This window comes from Streptomyces sp. NPDC051211, from assembly GCF_040689505.1.
Classification (GTDB): Bacteria; Actinomycetota; Actinomycetes; order Streptomycetales; family Streptomycetaceae; genus Streptomyces.
This window is the reverse complement of record NZ_JBFBAV010000030.1, coordinates 41,817-65,751: the sequence shown is the minus strand read 5'-3', so window position 1 is coordinate 65,751 and position 23,935 is coordinate 41,817. Positions and strand designations below refer to the sequence as shown.

Sequence of the window (23,935 nt, the reverse complement as noted above, 5' to 3'; positions counted from 1 at the left end):
CTCCCTCGAACGGCACCACACCCCGAGGGGAGCGATCAGGGCATGACCAAGCCCGAGAGCGCGGAACACGACTACGACGTCGTCATCAGCGGAGCCGGCCTCGCCGGCAGCGCCGCGGCGATCCTGCTGGCTCGACGCGGTGTCCGCGTCGCACTGCTGGAACGCCGCTCGGACCCCGAAGCGTACAAGGCGCTGTGCACCCACTCCCTCACGGCCAACGCCTACCCGGTGCTGGACGAACTCGGCCTCATCCCCGCTCTCGAGAAGGCGGGAGCCGTCCGCAACGCGGCCCGCTGGTACACCCGCTGGGGATGGATCGAGCCGAGGGCCGCGCCGGCGGGCCCCGAGCTGCCGTACGCGTACAACGTTCGGCGCAGCACTTTCGACCCGTTGATCAGGTCCCATGCGGCGGAGACCCCCGGCGTCGATCTGCTCCTCGGTCACCATGTGACCGGGCTGGTCCGGGAAGCCGGGCGAACCTCGGGGGTGCGCGCGTCGACACCACAGGGCGAGCGCGAAATACGGGCCCGTCTGGTGGTCGGCGCCGACGGCAAGGACTCGGCCGTGGCGAAGCTCGCCGGGATGCCTGCTCGCCTGTACGAGAACGCGCGCTTCGGCTATCTCGCGCACTTCCGCAACCTTCCGCTGCACGGCGGGATCAGTCACGCCTGGTTCCTCGAACCCGACATGGCGTACGCGTTTCCCAACGACGACGGAGTGACGGTCATGGCGGTGCTCCCGGACAAGGAACGACTGCCGGCCTTCCGGGAAGACCTGGAGGGCAGCTTCTTCGAATTCGTCCGCTCCCTGCCCGAGGCACCGCCCATCGATTCCGCCGAGCGCATCACGAAGATCACCGGCACTGTCAACTACCCGCTTCACAGCCGCAAGCCGACCGCACCGGGCGTCGCGCTCATCGGCGACGCCGCCCTGACCGGCGACCCCCTGTGGGGAGTGGGATGCGGATGGGCCCTGCAGTCCGCGCATTGGTTGGCAGAGGCGGTCGCCTCGGCCGCAACCGGTCGGGGCGACCTCGACAGGTCGCTCGTGGTGTACGCACGCACACACCGGCGCCGGCTGCGCGGTCACCAGTACCTGGCCGCCGACTTCGCCAAGGCCCGCCCGTTCAATCCCATGGAACGGCTGATGTTCTCGGCGGCGGCGCGCGATGAATCGGTGGCGCGGCACATGCACCTGTTCGCATCCCGCCTGATCGGTCCGCTGCGATTCTTGAACCCCGTGGCACTGGCCAAGGCTTCGGCCGTCAACATCAAGCACCGCGGGGCGACCGCACCACCCCCGCACCCGTCCCACCCGGGGTCATGACCGGCGCTGCTCCCGACAGTTCCGGGTGCGCAGGGGGAAGGGCTGTGGGCCTGGGGAAGCCTGCGGAGGTCTGCGCTTGGCTCACGCCTCGAGGGGGGGCCTGTTGCCGTCGCGGGCCGGTCTTACGTCTCCGCTCGTCGGGTTGGCCCGTGGCGGTCGCAGCGACGATGGAACACCGCGCGGTACTCCCTCGGCCGCCGGCCCGTGTGCCTGGCAAAGAGGGCGCTGAACGCCCCAGGATCGCGGTAGCCGACGTCGGCAGCGATGCTTGCGACGGTCCTGTCGGTCGTCTCCAGCAGATGCCTGGCTCGACGTATCCGAACCGACTGGAGGTACGCCAGCGGCGTCTCGCCGGCTTCGTCGCCGAAGCGGCGGAGCATGGTTCTCGTACTGACGTGGAACTCCTGGGCGAGGGCAGGCAGATCATAGCGGGACTTGAGGTTCTGATCGAGCCACCGCTTGACACTGAGCGCGAACTCCCTGCCCACAGTGGGTATGAGCGCCGAGTCGACATAGGGAGCCTGCGTGGAGCGTGCGTCGTCGACGAGCGCGATACGCGCGGTGCTCCGAGCGACGCGGGGTCCGTCGTGCTCGCGGATGAACTGCAGCGCGAAGTCGTACATGGCACTGAAGGCCGCCGTGGTCGTCACCCCCCGGTCGGTCACGACCAAGCTCTCCGGGCGCAGGCGCACGTCGGCGTACCGGCGGGCGAAACGATCCGCGAACAACCAGGACGTGGTCGCTTCGCGCCCGCCGAGCAGCCCGGCTTCAGCGACCAGGAAGGCGCCCACGCAGATCGATACGACAGCGGCCCCCGAGGCCGCCTGCGATCGGATCGACGCCACTTCCGGTCCCAGGTCTGCGAGGGTCGCGTCGAGATCGAGCGTGGGTGACAGCTCGAAGCCCGGCACGATCAGGACGTCTACCGGGCGAACCGCCGAGACGTCGAGGACCGAGCCGCCGGACGCGATCACACGCCGCCGGGGCGAGACGATCGACGCCTCGTACGCCGGCTGAACCGCCCCTTGGGCCGCAGCGACGTGAGTTGCCATTGCCAGGAGGTCGGGAACTCCGAACACCTCCGACGCGAAGCAGCCGGGGTAGGCCAGCACACCCACTCGCAGCGGACTCATGCGGCCCCTCCGGCGCCTTTGGACGGGTGGCGATATTACCGGGATACGTGGCGATGCCGCCGCTTCTGGGGAGGCCCGGCCACTTGTCATCATCGCGGTCATGACCACCATGCGAGGCAAGAGCGACCCCTTGGACGACTTCTCACGCAGAGCCGTGAGCATCGATGACGTCGACAAGACCGTGTACGTCGCCGGGTCGGGTCCGGCAGTCATCCTCATGCCCGAGATGCCGGGTATCAGCCCCGACGTCGCGCGGTTCGCGCGTTGGGTGCGTGATGCCGGCTTCTCCGTGTACCTGCCGTCTCTCTTCGGAGTAGACGGCGCCTATCCGCTCGCCGAAGCACGCGAGACCATCGTCCGACGCGCCTGCGTCAGCGCCGAGTTCCGAGCGTTCGCCGGTGGCGGCACCAGCCCCGTCGTCACATGGCTGCGCGGCCTCGCCCGCCTGGCGCACGCCGAGCGTGGCGGGCCCGGCGTCGGCGCCGTCGGTCTCTGTTTCACCGGCAACTTCGCCTTGACCATGGCGCTCGAACCGGCTGTCATCGCACCGGTGGTCAACCATCCGTCGCTGCCGCTCGACGACCCCGGCGGCTTGGAGATCGGCGACGAAGACGCGGCTGCCGTGGCGGAACGCGTTGCGCGGGACGGATTGAAGGTTCTCGCGTACCGCTTCGAGAACGACAGGTGGTGCACCGGCCAGCGGTTCGCGGCCTACCGGGCGCTGCTCGGGGACGCATTCGACGGCCGCGTACTCAGCGCCGACACGGCGAACCCGAACCCTCCGCCCTTCTTCCGTGACGTCGTCGGCTGCGCCCACAGCGTGGTCACGGCACACCTCGTCGACCAGGAAGGTCACCCCACCGTGCAGGCCCGGAACGAGATCATCGCCTTCCTGGCCGAGCGGCTCGGGACGCGGCCGGAATAGGCCCTTGGCGCGCCGGCCACCGCGGTCCACTCGGTGGGCACCTCGCCGTCCCTCAGCGGGTCCCGAACTGCCGCGTGGCGAGCAGGCCGGCACCCGACCCGTCCGGTCCGGCCGTCGCGCTGTCAGACCGCCGTGGTCCACTGTTCTCGATCACGAGAACAACCATGGGGAAAGGCACTTGATGGAAGCCCCTCCGTACGACGCACCGTACGAAGAAGTCCACCGTGCGGCGGTGGCCGCCGTTGACCTTTTGCGTCGCCTGGCGGCCGAACAGGGAGGGGGCGACCCTCCGCTGCCCGCCGACGCCGAGGTCGTGCGCTTTCTGGGGCGTACGCATCCGGACCGGTACCCCCGGTCGGTCGGCCGCCCCGAGTGGCTGGCCGAGGCGTGGCGCCGCTTCGACCTGCCCACGGACGGAGGTGCCCCCCACCCGATGCCTCCGCTCGACGGGGCCGAGGCACTGGAGCGGCTGCGGCACGACCTGACGGCCGGCGAACCCACCCCTGACCGCCTCTCGGCCCAACTCGGCAGACTGTGGGCGGCCTACGAGACCGGGACGCTCAGGGCCGAGGACATCGTCGAGGCGTACCCGGCGCGGTGGACGATGCCGGTGCGCATACGTTTCGACCACAAGCAGGCGCGCCACACCTTCGAACGGGAACTGCGCGGTCACCTGACGACCTCACTGGGGACGGACCCGACCGCCTGGCTCAAGCTGCTCACCACCGTTGACGCCCTCTGCCGGCCCGACAGCGCAGGCCCGGACGGGCTGCTCAGCTGGCCGGCGCTGGTGCGGCGGTCCCAGGACACGGCGGCAGCCGCCCCCTCCCGGCTGTTGCCCGATCGCGCACCGACGAGCCGGAAGGTCGAGGATCAGCTGTTCCGCACCCGGTGGTGGTGGCCGACGGGTGAGGTGCTGCGGCGGTGCGACACCGATGTCCTGGACGCCCTGATACCTGAACTGCCGGCCGGTACGGCCACACTGCTGGCGCAGTACGTCGTCGCACTGCGCCACGGGACACCCGGAACAGTCCTGGAGCACCTCCTGCGCAGCCGGAACCGTGAAGCCCTGCTGGTGATCGCCCGCGGTATCGACCTGACCCCGGGCACCGCGCTACGGCTCCTGGAGTACGGCGATCCGGAGATCCACCTCGCCGTCCTGGACCTCCACTTCTACATCTGTTCCGAGGAGCGCCGCGCAGCCCTCACCGACCCGTCGGTGCCGCTCGCACCGCACGTCGACCGCATCCCGTGGAACGCGCTCCCCGACTGCCTCCACGCCATCGAACCGGAGCTCATCGAAGCGGCGTTCGCCAGCACCCACCGGTCGAAGTTCAAAATGCCGGAGCAACTGACGGGCTGCCTCAACCTGCTGCGGCACGCGGGCCCGGCCCGCCTGTCGGCACTGCTCACCACCGGCCGCGTGAGCCCGGCGGTCACCCGCATCTGCGAGAAGGCGCTGACCGCCGCCGACCCGCTCGCGGCCCTGCGCGCCCGGGCGGAGAAGGAGCTGACCACGCAGAAGCTCGCCTCGCGCCTGCGCCGCCTCGGCCCGCAGGCCGGCGCAACTGCCGCCGACCGGTTGATGGAGCTCTTCCCGAACGCCGACTGGAACCACCTGGAAGCCGAGCACACCCGCGAGCCGTTCCGGTACTGGCCCCAGATGCTGAACCGACCCGGCACACCGCCCCACGTCGCGGCCCGCAACATCGACGCGATACGCCGCGACTACCGCCGCCACCGCACCTACGCGGAGAACTGGATCGCGGACAAGGACACGCTGCGCGCCGGGCTGGGCTACAGCGCCGACCGCGACAAGCCGACCGGACGACTCGAAGACCTGCTCACGAAGGGCCTCATCACCCCCGACGACCTTCTGCGGCGAGTGGGTCAGGGCCCGTGCGTGCTGCGCCACCTCGGCGACGCCCGGTGCCGACCGGACGCTCCTGTGCAGATCGGGGAAGCGGTGGAGAAGCTGACCGCCCTGATCCACCGGCACCTGCCGGTGACGGACGACGCGGCCTGGCAGCGACTGTACCGACGGCTGGCGGGCCGCGACCCGCGCCACCCGGAGCGCGGCACGATCGAGGACCTCCTGACCGGGGAGTGAGAGTCAGGCCCAGGCCGTTTTCCGGGCCGTGGAGCCAATCGACGCAAACTCGTTTCTGCGTTCGCTACCGTGTCGGTCCATGACGGTTCTGATCATCGGGGGCAGTGGTTTCCTGGGCGCGGAACTGATCCGGCAGGCCACCGCGGCGGGGCACGAGACGGCCGCGACGTTCGCCTCCCGGCCCGGCACGGCCTTGGGCGTCGCCTGGCATCCACTCGACGTCCGGGACCCCGTGCGTGTCGCCAGGGTGATTGCCGACGTGGCCCCGTCGGTCGTGGTCAACGCGTCGAGCGGTCAGTCCGACTGGGAGGTCACCGCCGACGGCGCGGTCCGTGTGGCGCTGGCCGCCGTTGAGCAGGGCTGCCGCCTGCTGCATGTCTCCAGCGACGCTGTCTTCTCCGGTGCGCGCGTCCGCTACGACGAGAGGTGCCTGCCCGATCCGGTCACCCCATACGGCGCCGCGAAGGCTGCCGCCGAGACAGCGGTGCGGCACCTGGTGCCGGGCGGTGTCGTGGCCCGCACCTCGCTGATCATCGGACACGGCCGATCCGGGCATGAGCGCATGGTGCACGCCTTGGTGCACGGCACCCGCGACGGGGTCTTGTTCACCGACGACATCCGCTGCCCGGTGCATGTCGAAGACCTGGCCGCCGGCTTGTGGGAAATCGGGCTGTCCGACGCGGCCGGTGTGTTCCACCTCGCGGGGTCGGACGCCCTGAGCCGTTACGACCTCGGTGTGCTCATCGCCCGGCGCCAAGGGCTCGACGCCGCGCGCCTGCCCGCCGGGCGACGAGCCGACACCTCGCTGCCCGGGCCCCTCGATGTACGCCTCGACAGCTCTGCAACGCAGCGGCGGTTGCGGACCAGGCTTCGCGGCGCTCGCGAGTTCCTTCGTTGAGGCCGCGGCGGCTGACTATGGCTCACAAGGTGAGCACGGGCCGGGTGGAAAAGTCCTGGCAGAGGTCCTCTCCGTCCGGGCCGTAGACGAACTCGACCATCGAGGGATTGCGGTTGGCAGTGGCCAGCGGCAGCCACGCCAGCATGTGGCCGTAGCCGCCGCACACCGACTCGCCACCGTCGCCGCCGTGGACCGCAGTGGTTTCGCTCGTCAGCTCCGCGCGGTACGTGTCGTAGGCGATGCGCAGGCCAAAGGCGTTGAGCTGGTTCTGCGGGCCGGTGTGGTCTCCGTAGGGGATGCGGTCGAGTGGGCAGTCGTTGCCCCACCGGAAAAGGGTGTCCGCTCCAGCTCCGCAGGCGTGCTCCCACTCGTCGGAGCTCGGCATCCGCAGGTCACGAGCCGCGAGAGCAGCCGGCACGTCAGCAGGCGGTCCGGTCAGGTTCTCGTCCTCCACGGCCATGAGTACGGTCGCCAGGACGACGCTGCGGCGAGGGCTGAGCACCTCTGCGAGGTGCGCCCGCAGGTCAGGTCCGTATCCGAAGTCTTGTTCCAGGCTTTCGGCGTAGTCGGCGGTCTGCTCGGGCGTCGGCTGCCAGGTGTCGAGGTCGAAGCCCAGGGACACGGGGCCTCCGGGTATCAGAGCGAATTCCTGCCCGTCCCGCTCGATCCGGACGCGGTGCAGCGGGGCACCCAGGTGCTCGACGGTTTCGAAGTCGGTCACACGGCCATTCACCAGGGCGGCGGCCTCATGGGCGACGCGCTGCGCAGTCGTCGACTCGAAGCACCGCCACTGGTCGAGAGTGAGATCAGCAAGAGACATGGGGCGCAGTGTTGCACTGGGGTCTGACACGGCCCCGTCGGGGGAGTGCCCGCGGCAGATGCGCGCGGTTGTGCGGTCGAGGGGCGGATCTTGGAAGGCGGCTGGGCGGTGCGGGTGTGCCGGGCTGCTGCCGTCGGGGTCCGTTGCCCGGGGGCGGCGGTACGAGCGCCGTCGTCGGGGGTTCGCCGGCCGGCCCCGGGTTCCCGGCCGGGGAGGGACCGGGAACCCGGGGCCGCCCGGTTCCGTACGGATCCGGGCGGCAGCCCGTCGTGCGGGCGAGCCTGCCGCATGACGCCGGGGGAAGGTCGCCATGCGGCTGAGGCCCGCGCCGGAAGCCCCACCCGCAGGTGGCAGCTCCGGTATCCACGCGTCTAACCCAGCCGGCCTCCCTCAAACGCCCTGACTCCCCATAAGTTCTGAGAAGATGTCAACCGGCGCCGAAACCGAAGTCGGCGGCCTCCTGCCCGGCATCCGGCCCGGTGCGCCCTTCGTTTGCGACGACCTCGGTCGCTGGGTCCAGCGGCAGATCCGGGACTGGGCGCCGCGGGTTGTGTGGATGCCGGAGCCGCCGTGAAGCGGATCGTAGGTCGCCGGATACGCTGCTCCCGCACAACCGTACGAACCCGAAAGAGGCCGCCATGTCTGGCCCGCATTCCGGCCCGGTGCCGTCCCCTCCCGCGTCCCCCGCTCCCGAAGGCCCGGCCACTGACGGCCGGCCGCCATGGTGGCGGACGAACACCGCCCGGTTCGCCCTGATCGCCGCGGTGCCGGTGCTCGGCCTGCTGGAACCCCGGCTGGGCGGCGCCATGCTGATCGCCGCCCTGGTCGCGGTGTGGCGGGCCAAATCCTGGCCCAAGGCCGGCAAAGTCGTGACGACGGTGGCCGCCATGGCCCTGCTGGGCGCTGTGCTGCCCGATCCCCCGAAGGACGCCGCCGCCGACGCGCCGCGCCCCCCGCGCAGGAAGGCGGTCCCGACTGCTTCGGCCTCCGCGACGCCCTCGATGCCGCCGCTCGCCGATTTCCGGGGGCAGTCTTTGGAGACGGCCTTCGACCAGGCCCGGCAGGTCGGCTTTCAGGTGAACAGCCACGACGCCTCGGAGAAGGACGGTTTCGTGCGCGGCCGCTCGCGGTGGACGGTCTGTTTCCAGGCGACGAGCTGGACCGGACGGGAGCCGACCGTCGAATTCGGCGCGGTGTTGAACGGCGCCCCGTGCCCGAAGAAGGACGGCGAGCCCATCCCTTGGCCGAAGATGCCCGACCTGGTGTGGAAGACGTGGCGAACGGCCCGCGCGGACGTCGTCGCCCTCGGTGTGCGTCCCACCCACATCCAGGCGCGGGCGGCGTACCTCAACGACACCCTGCCCGAGGAAGGCGAGTACGACGACTGGAGAGTCTGCTCGCACGACCCGGCCACGGGCACGCCGGTCCAGCCCGACCACTGGGCCGAGCTGCGCCTGACCGCCGAGAAGAACGGGTGCCCCGAAGGGGATCGCGGCACCAGCACCCCTGCCGAACTCCCCGACCGGGACGACGACGGCGACCCCGACTACCGCGACCCCTACCCCCGTGACCGCAACCGCACCAGCGCCTTTCCCAACGGCATCCCCCGCCTGGACGGTTCCGGAGGCTCGTCCGGCGGTTCGTCCGGCGGTTCCGGTAGTGGCGGTTGGAGCCCGTGCAGGCACACCCGCTGGTGCTGATACCCGGCCGGCGGCCTCCGGCCAGTGGTCCACGCCGCCCGCTGGGGGCCCGTCGTGCAGAGCGTCGGTGAAGGGAAGGCGTCCTCTCCCGTTCAGGGGACCTCGGCAGGGATCGGGCGGTCTTCCCCCGGCGTCCGTGTGGGGTCGATGCCTTGCTCGAAGGCATCGGCGAAGGAGGCTGGGTTCAGGGCCTGGCGGACGGTCGTGGTGATGCGATCGACGTCGCCGCGTTCCGCGGTGGGAAGCGGTATGCCGACGGCTTCGCGCGTCGCGGCCGCCGTACCGAGGAGCCGGGCGGCTGCTTCGTGGTCACCTGTGAGGGCATGGGCGCCGGCGAGGCCTTCGAAGGCGCGGGCGAGCGCCCGTCGGTCGCCGGTGCGCCGGGCGTAGTCCAGCCCTTCCTGGTGCAACGTCAGCGCGGCGTCGGCATCGGCCCGCTGTTCGGCGATGAAGCCCAGTTCGGCCAGGATGAACGCCACTCCGAGGTCGCCCTCCCACCGGCGGCACCAGTCGAGCCACGCGCGCAGGCGGGTTTCGGCTTCGTCCAGCCTGCCTTGGCGCCGCGCCACCAAAGCCAGTCCGACGTCGGCGAATTCCTCGCCGCGCTGGTAGGAATGCGCGGCCGCGAGGTGCTTGGCACGTCTGTGGAAGCTTTCGGCGCGGTCGAGCTCGCCGATGAGCAGCGCGGTACGTCCCAGCCGCGCCAGCATCTTGGACGCCTCGTTCCACAGCTTCAGCTGTTCGGCCAGCCGCAGCCCTTCCCGGCGCAGGTGTCCTGCCGCGGCGTAGTCGCCGGCGAACTCGGCCAGGTCGCCGAGGGTGCGGGCCGTCTGCAACTCGCCCCAACCGTCGCCGAGTTCCCGGAAAAGTGCGCCGGCGCGCTCTGCGTCGGCGCGCGCTCTGTCCGGCTTCCCCTGGTACAGGGCGACCTCGGCGCGGACAGCGAGCGCGGCGGCCGTTCCCCAGCGGTCTTCCAGGATCCGGAACTCGGCATGGGCCTGGTCGGCGAGGTCGAACGTCGCCTCCGGGTCGCCGAACCCGGCCTTGCCCAACGCGAAGAACCACCGGGCCCGGGCCCGTCCGGCGGGATCGTCACCCTTGGCGTACAGCTCGAGCACGGGTCGGCTCTCGATGTCGGGAGCGTCGAGGAGCAGCAGCGACATGCCCGCCCGCCACGCGCGGGCCGAAGTCCTCAGCCTGGGGTCGCCCCCGGTCGACAGGGCGAGGTCGAGTGAGCGGCGGGCTTCGGCGAAGCGACCGCGCAGGAACCAGAACCAGGCGGTCGCGTTCGCCAGCCGAAGCGCCGTGTCCGCGCTGTCGCTACGGACGGCGTATGCGAGGGCGGCGCGCAGATTGGCGGCCTCGGCGTCCATCCGTTCCAGCCAGAGCCGCTGCCGGTGGCCCCGCAGCCGGGGATCGGCTTGTTCGGCGAATTCGACGTAGCAGGTGAGGTGGCGGTCGCGCACGCGCTGTTCGTCCCCGGACTCGACGAGCCGCTCCAAGCAGTAGGCGGCGACCGACTCCAGCAGCCGGTACCGGCCGTCGTGGTGGACGACCAGGGAACGGTCGACCAGCCGTCCGAGCAGACCGAGGACGTCCTCGCCCCGCACGCCCTCGCCCGCACACACCGCCTCGGCAGCCTGCAGAGTGCAGCCGTCCGCGGGCACGGCCAGGCGGCGCAGCACCACCTGCTCGGTCTCGGTGAGCAGTCCCCAGCTCCAGTCGATCACCGCGCGCAGTGTGCGCTGCCGCGCCGGTACCCCGCGCAGGTCCGCCGCGAGAACCCGGAACCGGTCGTCGAGGCGATCGGCGAGGTCCCCCACGTGCATGACGCGTACCCGGGCGGCGGCCATCTCCAGCGCGAGCGGGATTCCGTCCAGGCGGCGGCAGATCGCCGCTACGGCTTCCGCGTTGTCGGGCTCCAGCACGAAGCCGGGGACGGCAGCTGCGGCCCGGGACACGAACAGCCGCACGGCGTTCGACTCTTCCGGCCGGCCGGCGCCCGGTTCGGGCAGGTCCAGTGGAGGGATGGGCCAGGAGTGTTCACCGGTGACCGCCAGCGGTTCCTGGCTGGTGGCCAGGATGCGCAGTTCAGGCGCGGCGCGGAGCAGCCGCGCGGCAAGCTCGGCGACCGGCTCCACGACGTGCTCGCAGTTGTCGAGCACGAGCAGCATGCGCCGACCCGCGACGGCCTCGGTGAGCCGGTCGGCCAGAGACCGGGCCGCGGCGTGGACGTCGTCCCGCAGTTCGAGCACCGCCGCAACGGCCTCCTGTATGTCGGCGCCGGTGCGTGCGGCGGCGAGCTCCACCAGCCAGGCGCCGTCCGGGAGGTCCTCGGCTCGGCGCGCGGCCACCTCCAGGGCCAGCCGGGTCTTGCCGACCCCGCCGATACCGGTCAGGGTCACCAGCCGCTCGGATTCCAGCAGTCCGCCGATCCGACGCACCTCCTCGGCGCGGCCGATCAGGCCGGTGAGCGGGGCGGGAAGGTTGCCGCGCAGCTGCTGTGCCGGAACCCTGTCGGGGGCCAGGGCGGCATCCTGCCGCACGATCGCCCGGTGCAGCTCGGCCAGCTCACGGCCGGGGTCGAGGCCGAGGTCGTCGCGGAGCCGGTCGCGGAGCTCACCGAGGCTTGCCAGCGCCGCATCCTGCCGGCCCGACCGGTACAGGGCGCGGACATGGGCGGACCGCAGACCCTCGTGCAGTGGGTAAGCCGCGACCAGTTCCCCCAACTCGGCTGCCAGCAGACCGTGCTCGCCCAGTTCGAGGCGCGCCTCGGCAAGCTCTGCGAGGGCGACCAGGCGCTGTTCTTCGAGCCGCCGGGCCTCTGCCTGGACGAACTGCTCGTCCGCGCAGTCGGCGAAGGCCGACGACCCCCGCCACAGCGCCAGCGCCTCGGTGAGCAGCCCGGCTTTCGCCCGCGGGTCGGCGGTGAGCGTCTGAGCGCGTATCAGGAGTGCTTCGAAACGTCCGGAGTCGACCGCATCGCCGTCCACTCGGAGCAGGTATCCCGGCGGCCGGGACACCACCAGGTCACGGCAGCCCTGCTCGGCGTCCTCCAGGATCCGCCGCAACAGCGACACCTTGGACCGCAGCGTGCGGACGTCGCTGGCCGGAGGCGCGTCGCCCCACAGGTCGTCGATCAGCCGGTCCACCGAGACGACCTGCCCCCGCCGCACCAGCAGCGCGGTGAGCAGCGTACGGATCCTGGTCTCGCGCACCCGAACGCGCTGCCCGTCCGCCGTCCACACCTCCAGCGGACCCAGCACCCCGAAACGCATACGGCCACGTTACCCGCAACCCGGCCACAACCTTTCCGGAGACCGAGCGGAACCTCCCTGACGCACAGTCGGTCCCATGAACAACGCACACGAACCCGTCACCGTCATCGGGCTGGGGCTGATGGGCAAGGCCCTCGCCACCACCTTCCTCAAGGCCGGCCACCCGACGACCGTCTGGAACCGCACCCCGGCCAAGGCGGAGGAGCTGGCGGCCCAGGGAGCCGTCGTCGCTCCCACCGTCGGCGACGCCGTCCGGGCGAGCTCATTGATCGTCGTCTGCCTGTCCGACTTCGCCGCCGTCCTCGATACGGTCGGCCCGCACCGGGCCGAACTGGCCGGCCGCACCCTGGTCAACCTCACCTCCGGCACCTCCGACGAAGCCCGCCGGATCGCCGCGTGGGCGAGCGACTACCTGGACGGCGCCATCATGGCCATCCCCGAGGTGATCGGCCGCCCCGAGGCGTTCTTGCTGTTCAGCGGATCATCCGGCGCTTTCGGCAACCACGAGGACACCCTCAAGCGCCTCGGCAACGCGGTCTTCTTCGGCGAGGATCCGGGCTTGGCCTCCCTGTACGACGTGGCGCTGCTCGGTGTCATGTGGGGCACCCTGAACGCGTTCCTGCACGGGGCCGCCCTGCTGGGCGCCGCCAAGGTCGACGCGTCCGCCTTCGCACCGTTCGCCAACCAGTGGGTCTCCAGCGTGACCGGGTTCGTCAGCGCCTACGCCGACCAGATCGACCGCGGCGCCTACCCGGCAGAGGACGCCGCCCTCGAAACCCATCTGGCCACGATGAAGTACCTGGTACGCGAGAGCGCGGCCGCGGGCATCGACACCGACTGGCCCGCCCGCATCCAGGCCCTGGCCGAACGCGCCATGGACGCAGGCCATGCAGGTGCCAGCTACGCCAGCCTCATCGAAGTCTTCCGAGGCCAGGCGTAACCGACGCCGACGTCCATGACCTGCGGGGGAGTGGATCACCGGGAGATCCACTCCTCCGCAGCGGGGGGAACGGATCCGCGACACCCTGAGGGCAGCTGGGCAGCTGGGCCCTCGCGCACGAAGGCTGCCGAGCTGCGGGTGCGGTACGGCGTCGGCATGCTGGAAGAGGGCGCTCCGGCCGAGTCCTGTGCGAAGGAGTTGATCGGCATGACCTCCCCGACCGTCCCCGCGCCCGCCTCGGAGCGGCCCGTCGTCGTGTCGGCCCGGCTGGACGGTCCGCTGTCGCGCTGGCTCTGGCTGGTCAAATGGGTTCTGGCCATCCCGCACTACATCGTGCTGCTGTTCCTGTGGATCGCCTTCTTCGTCGTGTGGGTGATCGCGTTGTTCGCGATCCTCTTCACCGAGCGGTATCCCCGGCCCCTGTTCGAGTTCAATCTGGGCGTGCTGCGCTGGTCGTGGCGGGTGGGGTTCTACGCGTATAGCGCTCTGGGTACGGACCGCTACCCTCCGTTCAGTCTCGGCCCGGAGCCCGACTATCCGGCCCGCCTGGACATCACGTACCCCGAGCGGCTGTCCCGATGGCTGGTGCTCGTGAAGTGGTGGCTGCTCGCCATCCCCCACTACCTCGTCATCTCGTTCTTCACCGGCGGACCCCGCTGGTGGGGCGGGGGCCTCGTCACCTTGCTGGTGATCATCGCGGCGGTGGTGCTGCTGTTCACGGAGAGGTACCCGCGGGACATCTTCGACCTCGTCATCGGGCTGGACCGCTGGGTGCTGCGTGTGACCGCGTACGCGGCCCTGATGACCGACGTCTATCCGCCGTTCCGTCTGGACCAGGGCCGGGAGGAACCCTCCACCCCGGCACCCGAGTCACTGTGGAACCCCGACTGATGCTCTCCAACGATTGCGAGGTGTGGCGATGAAGCTGCCCCGCGCCGCCGCCGCGGCGACTCTACCGATCCCCCTGCTGTGCATGTGGATGGCGCCGCCTGCTGCCGCTGCCACCACCCACACCATCGTCATGACCGGAACAATGACGGTGGTGAACGGAGGCGGCATCGGCCACGGCAGCAGCCGCGGAACCTTCGACATCCCGAAGACGGAGCACGTGACCCACGACAAACCTGTGGACACGATCGTCATCTCGAAGTGCGTAGGTGATGAGACCGTGGGCGAACTGACCGTCCACCTGCAGCTCAGGCGCGACGAAATGGTCGTGGCATCGCCCACGTTCCGGCTCTTCGAGGGATCGAGCTGCCTCACCAGGGACCTCGACGGCCAGGCCGAGGCCATCCAGCACGGCATGAAGCCCGGCCAGTCCCTGACGAACTGGAGGCTGTCCGCCCGCAACGGCGAGGCACTCTCCGATGACAGCGGCTCCGTGACCTTCAACCTCAAACACAACACGGGTTCGGGAATGGGGTTCGGGCGCCCTGCCGAGGTGTCGGGCGTGGTCGCCACCCGGGTCGCAGGTGATCCTTCCAAGGTGCTTGTGCAGTGGGAGGACGTCGTGACCGACGAGACGAGCTTCCAGATCCGCAACAGCACCCGCAACACGACGGTGAGCGTGGGCGCGAACAGCACGTCGTTCATCCTCAGCGGCCAGCCCACGGAGAGGCAGTGCTACCAGGTGCGGGCGGCCAACAGCCACGGTACGTCGGACTTCACGCCGGTGAACCCGCAGGGCGAGTGCATCTGACGATGCGCCTGGCGGCCTCCGGCAGGTGCCGTCCGGCGCCTGGTCAGGTCGCGTGAGCCGTGAGCTACCTGCGTGCCGGCTCGGTGTTTGCGGCGACCGGATCACGTGGTGACCGAGGGCAGAGGTGGGCAGAGGTCCGCTTCGATTCGGGGCCGGCCCATTCGATTCGGGGCCGGCCCAGCCCGCGGCCGAACGCACCGAAGACGGGCGCTGTGCCGCGCGCCGATCAGGCCGTCAGCTCTCGGAGGCCGCTCTTGGCGGGGTCGAGCTCGTGGCGGATGTACCACTCCGTCGAGAGAATCCTCTCCCGGACCTGGGCCGGGGCTCCGGCCAGCAGGCCGGGCAGCGAGCGGACTCGCTCTGATTCGCTGCGGTGCGCGCGGATGGCGGCCCACTTCTGGTCCAGCCAGGCGCGGACGTCGACTGTCGCGGTGACCCGTTCGTCCGGGACGCTGTGCACGGCCTTGCCCACGCCCGTGAGGAGGGCGCCCAGCTCGCCGACGGCGGAGTGCGGGTGGGTGGCCAGGTAGAGGGCGCTGGGCTTCCAGGGCTCACCGGTGCCGGGATACAGGTGTTCGAGGCCGGCGGCGTGTGCGGCAAGGATGGTCACGCGGTGGGTGTGGACGTGGTCGGGGTGGCCGGTCAGTTGGCCGTACGCATCGTGGGTGACCACGACGTCAGGGCGGAACTCGCGCAGGTGCCGAACGACTTGCTCAACGCTCTCATCGAGCGGGACGCCACAGAACGACGGCCGGCCGGGTGCCGAGCCGGGGACGCGGGCGTCGGCGTACCCGAGCATGCGCGGCGCGCCGGCGCCGAGGATCCGAAGGGCTTCGGCAAGCTCCTCGGCGCGGTGGCTCTCGGGACTCCAGGTTGTTGTGACGACGGCGGTGCGGGCGCCGGCGGCCGCGTGTCGGGCAAGGACCCCACCCGACATCAGGGACTCGTCGTCGGGATGGGCGTAGACCGCGAGCAAGCTTGGTACGGGCACGGGCGGTTCCTCTCCGGGTAGGTGCTCGGTCGGTGGAGGGTTGTGCCGGACGTCGTCGTCGCCCGTGGGGGGCGGCGACCGCGGAGGAAGACACCAGCATCCCGCTGAGGCGGTGCCGCTGATCGTCGAGGTGGTCCGGCCCGGCGGCAAGACCAGGGACCGGTTCACGCGACAGCTGCACCGGACGCCGAGAGCGCGCCGAGCCGGCTTTGGCTGCGTGGGGTCGCCAACTCATTCCGAAATGATCGGTCAGCCACATGAGTTGGCTTCTCACTCTCAGGGTGAGTCAGTCTCCGTAGCGGGTGGCGATCGCGGTGGCGCGGTTGCGTAGGGAGGTGCGCAACGACTGCGGGGCCAGGGCTTCCGCGTCCGTGCTGAGCTGCCACAGCGCCCATTCGGCGTGCCGGGAATCCTGGAAGGTCACCTCCAGCCGCAGCCAGCCGTCTGTGTCGGGTTCCTCTGCACGGACAGCCAGCGCGGTGTCCAGCAGCTCCTCCCGCCGCGCCGGGTTCACCCGTACCAGCACGGTGATGTGGTCGCCGCCGGAGAGGAACTGCGCGGAACGTTCACGCCAGATCCGGTCCAGATCGACCCGGTTCGGTCGCTGTGCCGTTTCGGGGAGTTCCTCGGCGGCCAATACCCGCGACAGCCGGTAGGTACGGTCCGCGCCGGATCTCGTGGCCAGCAAGTAGCCCCGGTCGCGTACGGTGACCAGGCCGATCGGGTCCACCGTGCGCCACTGTGCTGTCTGGCCAGTGGCCGCGTAGTGGATGCGCAGCTTGTGTCCGGCGAGCACCGCGCGCCTGACCTCGATCATGGTGGTGTCGGGTACCTCATCAGTGACCAGCCGGCGTGAGAGCAGGTCGGTCTCCGGGTCGACGAGAAAACGCCGGGCCGCGTCGCTCGCGGTGGCCCGGTGGTTTTCGGGCAGCGCGTCGACCACCTTCCGCATGGCCGAAGCGAGCGCCGAGCCGAGACCGAACACCTGCTCGCCGCGCCCCGATCCGGCGGTCAGCAAGGCGAGGGCCTCGTCGTGGTTCAGTCCGGTGAGCTCGGTCTGGAAACCGGGCAACAGCGCGAAGCCGCCGTGCCTGCCGCGTTCGGCGTAGACCGGGACGCCGGCTGAGGACAGCGCCTCGATGTCGCGCAGCACGGTGCGGGTGGACACCTCCAGCTCGCGGGCCAGCGTGTCCGCTGTCAACCGACCGCGCTGGCGCAGCAGCAGGACCAGTGAGACCAACCGGTCGGCGCGCATACGAGAACTTTAACGGAATACATGACTGAGGGTGTCGTGATTTGTTGCGAGGCTCGTGGACGCGACGTCAAAGCCGGCGGCTACCGAGCCGATGGACGTCCGTACTCGCGATGAATCGAATGGAGCTGAAGTGGCAGTGGAACGAACGGCGGTCAACCCGGTGACGTGGTCGGAGGACATGGGCTTCAACCAGGGCGAGGTCGTCTCCGGGCACACACGGACCCTGTACATCTCGGGGCAGACCGCGATGAGCGGCGACGGCAAGCCCCAGCATGACGGTGACATGGCGGCGCAGTTGACGCTGAGCATCGCCAACCTGGAGGCCGTGCTCGGCGAGGCCGGCATGTCTCTCGCGAACCTCGTCCGGCTCAACGTCTACACGACCGACGTCGATCTGCTTTTCCGGCACTACGGCGTGCTGGCAGCGCGGTTGGGCGCCGCCGGGGTGGCGCCGACCACCACGATGCTCGGCGTCACTCGACTGGCGATCCCCGGCCAGATGGTCGAGCTCGAGGGGACCGCCGTCGCGTGATGCGACCTCGTCGCCCCTGCTGCTCGTGCCGGTTCAACCGGTACGAGTGGCAGGCCGAGCGGTGGCCGATGGGTGGCCGCCCTCCCGTACGGAGTCCGGGTCTGGAAGGATCCGGTGGCGTGATCGACCTGTGGGACGACCTGTGCCACCAGGGTTCGGTCTACGACGACAGCTTCCTCGCCCTCCCGTACCTGGCCGCCATCTCGACCGGCCGTGCCCCCGGGGCGCCCGCCGAGGCCGTCCTGATGGCTGGCCTCGTCGTCTCGGCGGCAGACGACCCTTCATCGCCTTCGGTGACCACGGCACCTTCTCCTCGGCCGGTGACTACGTGACGGCCGACCCGGTCAAGGCAGCGCTGCTGCGGGCTGACGTACCTCTTCGGCAGGGCGACCTGCCCGGACTGCGAGGAAGTTTTCGAGGTCTCGGACCAGGTCGAGGGAAGGTTCTGAGGGGCGACGCCGCCCTCAGTAGCGCAGCGCCGTGCCGATCTCGGCCGTGACCGTGCCCGACAGCTTGTGGGGGCTGCGGGCGGTGCCCTGCCCCGTGGCGTTCCCGGCGACGTCCGTGACCGTCACCACGACCGTGTCGAGCTGGTTGCCGGCCTCGTCCTTGAAGTTCACCTGCACCGCGAAGGACTTCGTCGAGCCGTCGGAGTTCTTCACGGTCACCGGGACCACCGTGTAGCCCTCCCCGTCGGCCGACGGCGTCCCCAGGGTCACGTCCTCCTTGGCGTCGACGCCGTCCTTGATCTCGTCGAGCTTGCCCTTGGCGACCGCGGCCGCCGACGCGGCGGCATCCGATGCCCTGGACGCGGCCGCGGAGACCTCGGCGCCGGCGGACTGCACCGCCGATGCCGCCTTCGACGCGGCATCGGAGACCGCGCCGTCACCGTCCGAGCAGCCCGCCGCGCCCAGAACCGCCATCGCCAGCACCACGCCGGCAGCCAGACCGCGCCTCACCGTGACCACCCTGATCCACCCTGCCTCTCGGAAGCTTCCGCTCGGGCACAGTCAACGCCCCGGCGGTCCCCGCGGAGGGGCGAACCGGGCCGGGATCCCGGCCCGGCACCCGTACGGCGCAACGCCGTTGGACGAAGCAACGAATTCCCCACGAGCGGCGGCCGGAACGCGCTTCCCGTGCCGCCCGACCAGTCCTCCGCACCCCGTCCCCGGGATCGGGATCCCTATGCGTATTCCACGGTGAGGGTCGCCTGTGTGTCCCGGTTGACGAACAGGTAGGCCGTGGCCTGCTGGTTCTGCTCGAACCGGAGCCGGACCTGCGTCCTGCCCGAGGGGTCGATCGCCGCGAGTCCGGCGGCGGTCAGGTCGGTGGAAGCCCGGCTGCCCGAGGTGAACGGGGCGACTTCGGCCGCGCCCGCCGCGGTCGCGGGCGCCGCCCAGTCCCCCGACTCGATCCCGCAGCCGCCCAGGCAGCCGCGCCGCACGTCGATCAGCAGGCGGTTGCCCGCCGGAGTGGCCCAGGGATCGCCCGAGCCGCTGCTCCGCGTCAGCGTCACGAAGGCACGCGTGACCTTCTTGCCCGCCGGAAGGGCCGAGGTGTCGAAGGACAGCACCGTCCGGTTGTACCTGCCGTCGGAACCGCGGCCCACAGCCAGGCCGTAGGTCTCCTCGAACCCGCCGACCGCCGGGCCGGAGCCGTCGCCCGCCGCCTTGACGTAGCCGTCCTCTGCGTCGATGCCGGGCAGTACCGCCCGTCCGGCCGGCGGCGGAGGCGTGTCCCCGCCCCCGCCGAGCGCGCGCACCATCGCCGTGATCGCCTCGATCTGCTTGCCGCCGTGCCGGGCGTACGCGGGGTCGCCCAGGTAACCCCACCAGTTCCAGCAGCCATTGGGATTGTCGAGGGTCGCGGTGGCGACGGCCTGCGGATAGAGCACGATCAGGTGGTTGGTGTCGGCGTAGTGGTTGAGGTACGCCTTGTCGATGAACTGCGTACCGAAGCCCTGGTAGGAGTAGCCCTGCTTGCAGCCGTGCAGGGCGACGACCAGGTCGCAGGTGGCGCCGGACCGGCACGCGGCCGGCAGGTAGACGAAGCCCTTGTCGTCCATGGACACCGGCTCGGCCCGGCCGCCCGGCACGTAAGGGTTCTGGTCGAACTGGACGAGGGTGCCGCCGGCCGCCGCGGCCGGTGCGCTGACCGGCCGCCCCAGCAGGTGCCCGAGGAGGTCGCGCGGGGCGTCGATGCCGCAGTCGTTGATCCAGGGTGCGGTGGTGGCGGTGCAGCCGTTCGGGCCCAGGGGGCTGATCCAGGCGTGGCCGGCGGCGGTGCTCCTGTCATGGCGGACACGGGCGCCGAAGCGGCCGTAGTACGCGGCCAGGGCGTCCACGACGGGCCGTTCGACGGTGGAGTCCGAGGCACCGCTGAACGCGTAGACGGGATCGCCGGACAGGCCCGCCACGTCGTCGATGGCGCCCTGCGCCGACCAGTCGCGGGTGGTCCGTTCCAACGTGTCGAGCTGGAGGCCCTGCGAAACCTCCATACAGGCGTTCAGAGCGGTGTTGAGGTTGTTCTGCGCGCAGTAGTACGGCCCCGAGGCGAAGACGGCAGAGCCGTCGAAGGTGCCCGAACGGGCGACGTGCAGCTGGGTGGCCATGTAGCCGCCCGAGGAGATGCCGGCGGTGAAGACCCGGTCGACCGGGTGGCGCGGCAGCCCGCTCGCCGCCGAGGACACCGCGGATACCGCGGATACCGAGGACGCCGCCGATACCGAGGACGCCGCGGACACCGCGGGCGCCTGACTGCCGGCGGCCTCGGAGTGAGCCCTGGGAAGCCCGAGGGACGCGAGGCCCGCGAAGACCGCCGACACGGCCAGGAGGCACGCGGTGACGCGCCCCCATCCAGCCCGGCGCCTGAAACCTGATCTGCTGGGTACGGCCTGCATGGGACGCCTCCAGTGGAAGGGGATCACCGGAACGGGGAGTGCCGTCACCGTAACGGCCGGTGGTGCCCGGTGCCGATGGCGGCGAGCACCACAAACGGCGGCTCCGGGGTGGGTGTGGGCCACCTGGACGGCACGAGATATACGTACCGGGGCGAACAGGACTGAATCCGGTGATGCCGGGCAGGCGTCGATCATGCGCGCACAAGCCGCTCGTCAGAGCCGGGAGAGACGATCATGAGTCCGGCCGTACCCCGGGACCCAGAGGCACTCAAGCAGCTCATCACCCGTGAAGTGGCCCTGCTGCGCGCCGCCGCGGGCCACACGGCCGGTGTCCGCACCAGCCCCGTCCCGCGGGCCGGTGCGGAGGGCGAGGAGCCCGCGCTCGCCTGCCCCTGCGGGGGCAGCCCCGACCGGTGCCACTCGTGCCCGGACGACTCCGGGGACCACGATCCGTGGGCCTGCGTCTGTGCCGCGCTGCCCGCCATCCCGGTCTCGGCGGCGCTCCTGGCGCCGGTCGCGGACGACAACGGCCGGACCGTCGACTTCACCATCCGGGCCGGCAACCACGTCCGGTCCGCCGATTGGCTCGACGCCCCCGACCACCAGGTGGGCAAGCGGCTCCTCGACGTGCGGCCCGGTGTGGAGGGAGCCGGGCTGCTGGACGCCCTCAAGGACGTCCTGCACACGGGGCGCTCGCTCAGGGCGTACCCGGTGGACTACACGGAGCGCCGGCCGGACGGCCTGCACCGGACGAAACTCCTCTACGAGGCGGCGTCCTGTGCCGGACAGGTGATCGTGACCTGGCGTCCGGCCCTCAACCCCGCCGAGCTGATGTCCCTGGAAGCGCAGTACATCGCCTCCATGGGCTGGGCCTACTTCGACCTCCTCTCGGGCGAGGTGACCTGGTCCGAGGGGCTCAGCACCATCTTCCGGACGGCGCCCGGCCGGCCCATGGGCCTGCTGGACCTGTGCGACGCCGTGCTGCTCGACGACGTGCCCCGGTGGGGGCGGCTCCTGCGGGCCCTGTTCGACGGCGAGGAGCCGCCCGCCACCGAGATCCGGTTCAGCGTCTACGGCGACGTCCGCACGCTCCACCTCGTCGGCCGGCCCGTCATCTCCACCGACGGAACGCCCTGGGCCATCCATCTGATCGCGCGGGACCTGACGTCCCAGATCCGTAGCAGGCAGCGGCTGGCGGCCACCCGGCGGCAGACCGAGCGGCTCCGCGAGGAGGTCGCCGCCGAACACCGGGTGGCCTCCGCGCTGCGGGAGGCGCTCCTGCCCACGCACTCTTCGGAGATCGCCGAGCTGGGGTACGCGGTCGCGGCCGCATACCTGCCCGCCGAGGAGGAGGCCGCGGTGGGCGGCGACTGGTACAAGTGCCGGGCCCTGCCTGACGGCCGGATCCTGCTGGCCATCGGCGACGCCAGCGGGCACGGGCTCGACGCGGTCGCCCGGATGGCACAGCAGCGGCACGCCCTGGCCGGCCTCGCCCACACCCCCGGCAGCCACGCGGGCCAGCTCATGACCTGGCTCAACGAGCTGGTGTGCGCGGATGCCTCCGCTCAGACGGCGACCGCCGTGATCGGCCACATCACCGACGACCGGGATTTCACATGGTCCGCCGCCGGTCACCCGGCACCGCTCCTGCTGCGCGGTGGCAGTGCAACCTACCTGGACTTCTCCCACCGCGGACCGCTCCTGGGGATGCTCGCCGGAGAGCCGTACGAGACGGCTACCGTCGGGCTCAGGCCCGGGGACGTCCTCCTGCTCTACACCGACGGCCTGGTCGAGCGGCGGGGGGAGGACCTCTTCGACAGCATCGAATCCCTGCGGGAGCACTTCCAGACCTGCGCGGGTCTCGACGCCCGGCAGGCACTCGACTCGGTGATCACCCACTACGCCGCCGACGAACTCGCCGACGACACCTGTCTGGTGGTCCTCGAAGTCCTGTGACGATTCGGGGCGCCGGCCGCCGTCAGCCGTCAGCCGTCAGCCGACGAGCTTGCGGGTCACGTCGTGGGGACACACGAAGAGCACGACGACGAGGAGCAGGGCGGTACGGCACCCGCCGCCGGGTGAGTACGCGTACTCATGTGGCGGCCCGGCGTCCGGGACAGGCTGGACCCATGCACCAGTACGAATGGAAGCCAGCAGACCACGGCCGCCGTACAGAGCGGGTCGGCATCGTCGTCCTGGCCATCGCCGCGGCCCTCTTCGCCGCGGTGGGCATCGCCACTCTCTCCGTGATCCTCGTCTACGCCCTGGCCTGAGGCAGCGAAGAAGTTCCTCAGCCCTCGCCACTCCTCGACCCGTCGTGGCCGCCCACGTCGGGATCGTCGTCGGCACCGGCAGAAAACTCGGCGGCGAACACCTCCGTGCCCAGCGTCGCGAGGACCTTGGCAGTGATGCGCTCGACGTCGCCGCGTTCGGCCTCCGGGAGCGGGGCGCCGGAGGATTCCCGGGCCCGGGTGGCTGTGCCCAGGAGGCGGGCGGCCTGTACGGGTTGACCGGCGAGGGCGTACGCCCCGGCGATTCCCTCCTGGGCGAGGGCGACGGCTCGGGGGTCGCCGCTGTCGCGGGCGACGGCGAGGCCTTGCCGGTGCAGGGCGAGGGCCGCGGGTGCGTCGCCGCGTTGTTCGGCGAGGAAGCCGAGTTCGGCAAGGAGGAGTGCGGGGCCGGGGCCGAAGTCGACTGCGCGGTGCCATGCGAGGGTCCTGCGGAGGTGCTTCTCGGCGAGGTCGAAGTCGCCCTCGCGCCGGGCTCCGAGAGCGAGGCCGATTTCGGCGTGGATCTCGCCCGCCGCATAGCCGTGTTCGGCGGCCAGCGCCATCGCCTTCCGGTGGAGCTCCGTGGCCAGCGGGAAGTCACCGTCAGGAGGGCGACCCTGCCCATCCCGGTGAGCCGGTCGGCGGCATCTGTCCAGAAGCCCAGTTCTTCGGCCAGGCGGAGACCGTCCTGGTGCAGTTGTGCAGCGCGCGTGTAGTCGCCGGTGATCGCCGCGAGTGCTGCCAGCGGATAGCTGCTCTGCAACTGCCCCCAACGGTCACCGAGTTCCTCGAAGAGCGCGTGGCCGTCCTCGGCGCTGTGGCGCAGCGCGGCGAGGTCGCCCCGCAGCAGGGCCTGCACAGCCCGGGTGTTCTGTGTCGCGGCGATGCCCCAGCGGTCGCCGGCCGTGCGGAAGTCGGTCAGGGCGCGGTCCACCAGAGTCTCGCTGCGGGCCAGGTCTTCGCCCGCGCTGAGTGAGGCGTAGCCGAGGAACCATACGGCGCGTGCGCCAGCGGCTCGGTGGTCGGCGCTCTCCTCGAGCGCACTGACCGCACTGACCGTACCGACCGCACTGACCGTACCGACCGCACTGACCGTACCGACCGCACTGACCGTACCGACCGCACTGACCGTACCGACCGCACTGACCGTACCGACCGC

At 71.0% G+C, this 23,935-nt stretch carries 20 protein-coding genes; 12 read left to right on the top strand and 8 right to left on the bottom strand.

The features are described 5' to 3' along the window. The first annotated feature begins 42 nt into the window (after positions 1-42). Positions 43-1,326, top strand: a complete 1,284-nt coding sequence (locus tag AB0447_RS25590) for an NAD(P)/FAD-dependent oxidoreductase (protein WP_366479094.1) — start codon at positions 43-45, stop codon at positions 1,324-1,326. Between the two features lie 122 nt (positions 1,327-1,448). On the opposite strand, the gene AB0447_RS25585 is transcribed toward AB0447_RS25590, so the two are convergent. Continuing rightward, complete coding sequence (locus AB0447_RS25585) at positions 1,449-2,459, bottom strand: helix-turn-helix domain-containing protein (RefSeq protein WP_366479093.1); 1,011 nt, start codon at positions 2,457-2,459, stop codon at positions 1,449-1,451. A gap of 100 nt (positions 2,460-2,559) precedes the next feature. Between AB0447_RS25585 and AB0447_RS25580 the strand changes: the two genes are divergently transcribed. The 3 genes from AB0447_RS25580 (at position 2,560) to AB0447_RS25570 (ending at position 6,392) form a co-directional block, all read left to right on the top strand. Continuing rightward, on the top strand, positions 2,560-3,384 hold the full coding sequence (locus AB0447_RS25580; protein ID WP_366479091.1) for a dienelactone hydrolase family protein: 825 nt from the start codon (positions 2,560-2,562) through the stop codon (positions 3,382-3,384). Between the two features lie 181 nt (positions 3,385-3,565). Continuing rightward, entirely contained in the window at positions 3,566-5,494 is a 1,929-nt protein-coding gene (locus AB0447_RS25575) for a hypothetical protein (RefSeq protein WP_366479090.1), read from the top strand. Positions 5,495-5,573: 79 nt separating this feature from the next. Then, positions 5,574-6,392 (top strand): sugar nucleotide-binding protein, encoded by an 819-nt coding sequence (locus AB0447_RS25570; protein WP_366479089.1) that lies wholly within the window; start codon positions 5,574-5,576, stop codon positions 6,390-6,392. 22 nt (positions 6,393-6,414) lie between these two features. Here AB0447_RS25570 and AB0447_RS25565 read toward each other — a convergent pair whose 3' ends face one another. Then, on the bottom strand, positions 6,415-7,212 hold the full coding sequence (locus tag AB0447_RS25565) for a hypothetical protein (RefSeq protein WP_366479088.1): 798 nt from the start codon (positions 7,210-7,212) through the stop codon (positions 6,415-6,417). A 638-nt stretch (positions 7,213-7,850) separates the two neighbouring features. On the opposite strand from AB0447_RS25565, the gene AB0447_RS25560 reads away from it, so the two are divergent. Further along, positions 7,851-8,912: a PASTA domain-containing protein gene (locus AB0447_RS25560; protein ID WP_366479087.1), complete on the top strand. Its 1,062-nt coding sequence runs from the start codon at positions 7,851-7,853 to the stop codon at positions 8,910-8,912. 92 nt (positions 8,913-9,004) lie between these two features. Here AB0447_RS25560 and AB0447_RS25555 read toward each other — a convergent pair whose 3' ends face one another. Further along, the gene (locus AB0447_RS25555; RefSeq protein ID WP_366479086.1) at positions 9,005-12,190 is read right to left on the bottom strand and encodes a BTAD domain-containing putative transcriptional regulator; all 3,186 of its coding nucleotides are present in this window, start codon (positions 12,188-12,190) and stop codon (positions 9,005-9,007) included. A 76-nt stretch (positions 12,191-12,266) separates the two neighbouring features. Here AB0447_RS25555 and AB0447_RS25550 point away from each other — a divergent pair, with 76 nt between their 5' ends. The 3 genes from AB0447_RS25550 (at position 12,267) to AB0447_RS25540 (ending at position 14,829) form a co-directional block, all read left to right on the top strand. Further along, positions 12,267-13,130, top strand: a complete 864-nt coding sequence (locus AB0447_RS25550; protein WP_366479085.1) for an NAD(P)-binding domain-containing protein — start codon at positions 12,267-12,269, stop codon at positions 13,128-13,130. Between the two features lie 207 nt (positions 13,131-13,337). Continuing rightward, positions 13,338-14,021 carry a DUF4389 domain-containing protein gene (locus tag AB0447_RS25545; RefSeq protein ID WP_366479119.1) on the top strand — a complete coding sequence of 228 codons (684 nt, stop codon included), beginning with the start codon at positions 13,338-13,340 and terminating at the stop codon, positions 14,019-14,021. A 28-nt stretch (positions 14,022-14,049) separates the two neighbouring features. Then, positions 14,050-14,829: a hypothetical protein gene (locus AB0447_RS25540; protein WP_366479084.1), complete on the top strand. Its 780-nt coding sequence runs from the start codon at positions 14,050-14,052 to the stop codon at positions 14,827-14,829. Positions 14,830-15,055: 226 nt separating this feature from the next. Here the strand turns inward: AB0447_RS25540 and AB0447_RS25535 are convergent, their stop codons facing one another. Next, complete coding sequence (locus AB0447_RS25535; protein ID WP_366479083.1) at positions 15,056-15,820, bottom strand: PIG-L family deacetylase; 765 nt, start codon at positions 15,818-15,820, stop codon at positions 15,056-15,058. A gap of 286 nt (positions 15,821-16,106) precedes the next feature. Next, the gene (locus AB0447_RS25530) at positions 16,107-17,075 is read right to left on the bottom strand and encodes a WYL domain-containing protein (protein WP_366479082.1); all 969 of its coding nucleotides are present in this window, start codon (positions 17,073-17,075) and stop codon (positions 16,107-16,109) included. Positions 17,076-17,211: 136 nt separating this feature from the next. Here AB0447_RS25530 and AB0447_RS25525 point away from each other — a divergent pair, with 136 nt between their 5' ends. Both AB0447_RS25525 and AB0447_RS25520 read left to right on the top strand, forming a co-directional pair. Further along, complete coding sequence (locus AB0447_RS25525) at positions 17,212-17,607, top strand: RidA family protein (protein WP_366479118.1); 396 nt, start codon at positions 17,212-17,214, stop codon at positions 17,605-17,607. Between the two features lie 119 nt (positions 17,608-17,726). Beyond that, entirely contained in the window at positions 17,727-17,939 is a 213-nt protein-coding gene (locus AB0447_RS25520) for a hypothetical protein (RefSeq protein WP_366479081.1), read from the top strand. Between the two features lie 132 nt (positions 17,940-18,071). Here AB0447_RS25520 and AB0447_RS25515 read toward each other — a convergent pair whose 3' ends face one another. Both AB0447_RS25515 and AB0447_RS25510 read right to left on the bottom strand, forming a co-directional pair. Next, entirely contained in the window at positions 18,072-18,566 is a 495-nt protein-coding gene (locus AB0447_RS25515; protein WP_366479080.1) for a hypothetical protein, read from the bottom strand. 224 nt (positions 18,567-18,790) lie between these two features. Then, complete coding sequence (locus tag AB0447_RS25510) at positions 18,791-20,350, bottom strand: PHB depolymerase family esterase (RefSeq protein ID WP_366479079.1); 1,560 nt, start codon at positions 20,348-20,350, stop codon at positions 18,791-18,793. 390 nt (positions 20,351-20,740) lie between these two features. On the opposite strand from AB0447_RS25510, the gene AB0447_RS25505 reads away from it, so the two are divergent. Both AB0447_RS25505 and AB0447_RS25500 read left to right on the top strand, forming a co-directional pair. Continuing rightward, positions 20,741-22,462, top strand: a complete 1,722-nt coding sequence (locus AB0447_RS25505; RefSeq protein ID WP_366479078.1) for a PP2C family protein-serine/threonine phosphatase — start codon at positions 20,741-20,743, stop codon at positions 22,460-22,462. A gap of 173 nt (positions 22,463-22,635) precedes the next feature. After that, entirely contained in the window at positions 22,636-22,779 is a 144-nt protein-coding gene (locus AB0447_RS25500; RefSeq protein WP_366479077.1) for a hypothetical protein, read from the top strand. Positions 22,780-22,796: 17 nt separating this feature from the next. Here the strand turns inward: AB0447_RS25500 and AB0447_RS25495 are convergent, their stop codons facing one another. Further along, on the bottom strand, positions 22,797-23,339 hold the full coding sequence (locus tag AB0447_RS25495; protein WP_366479076.1) for a tetratricopeptide repeat protein: 543 nt from the start codon (positions 23,337-23,339) through the stop codon (positions 22,797-22,799). Between the last annotated feature and the right edge of the window lie 596 nt (positions 23,340-23,935).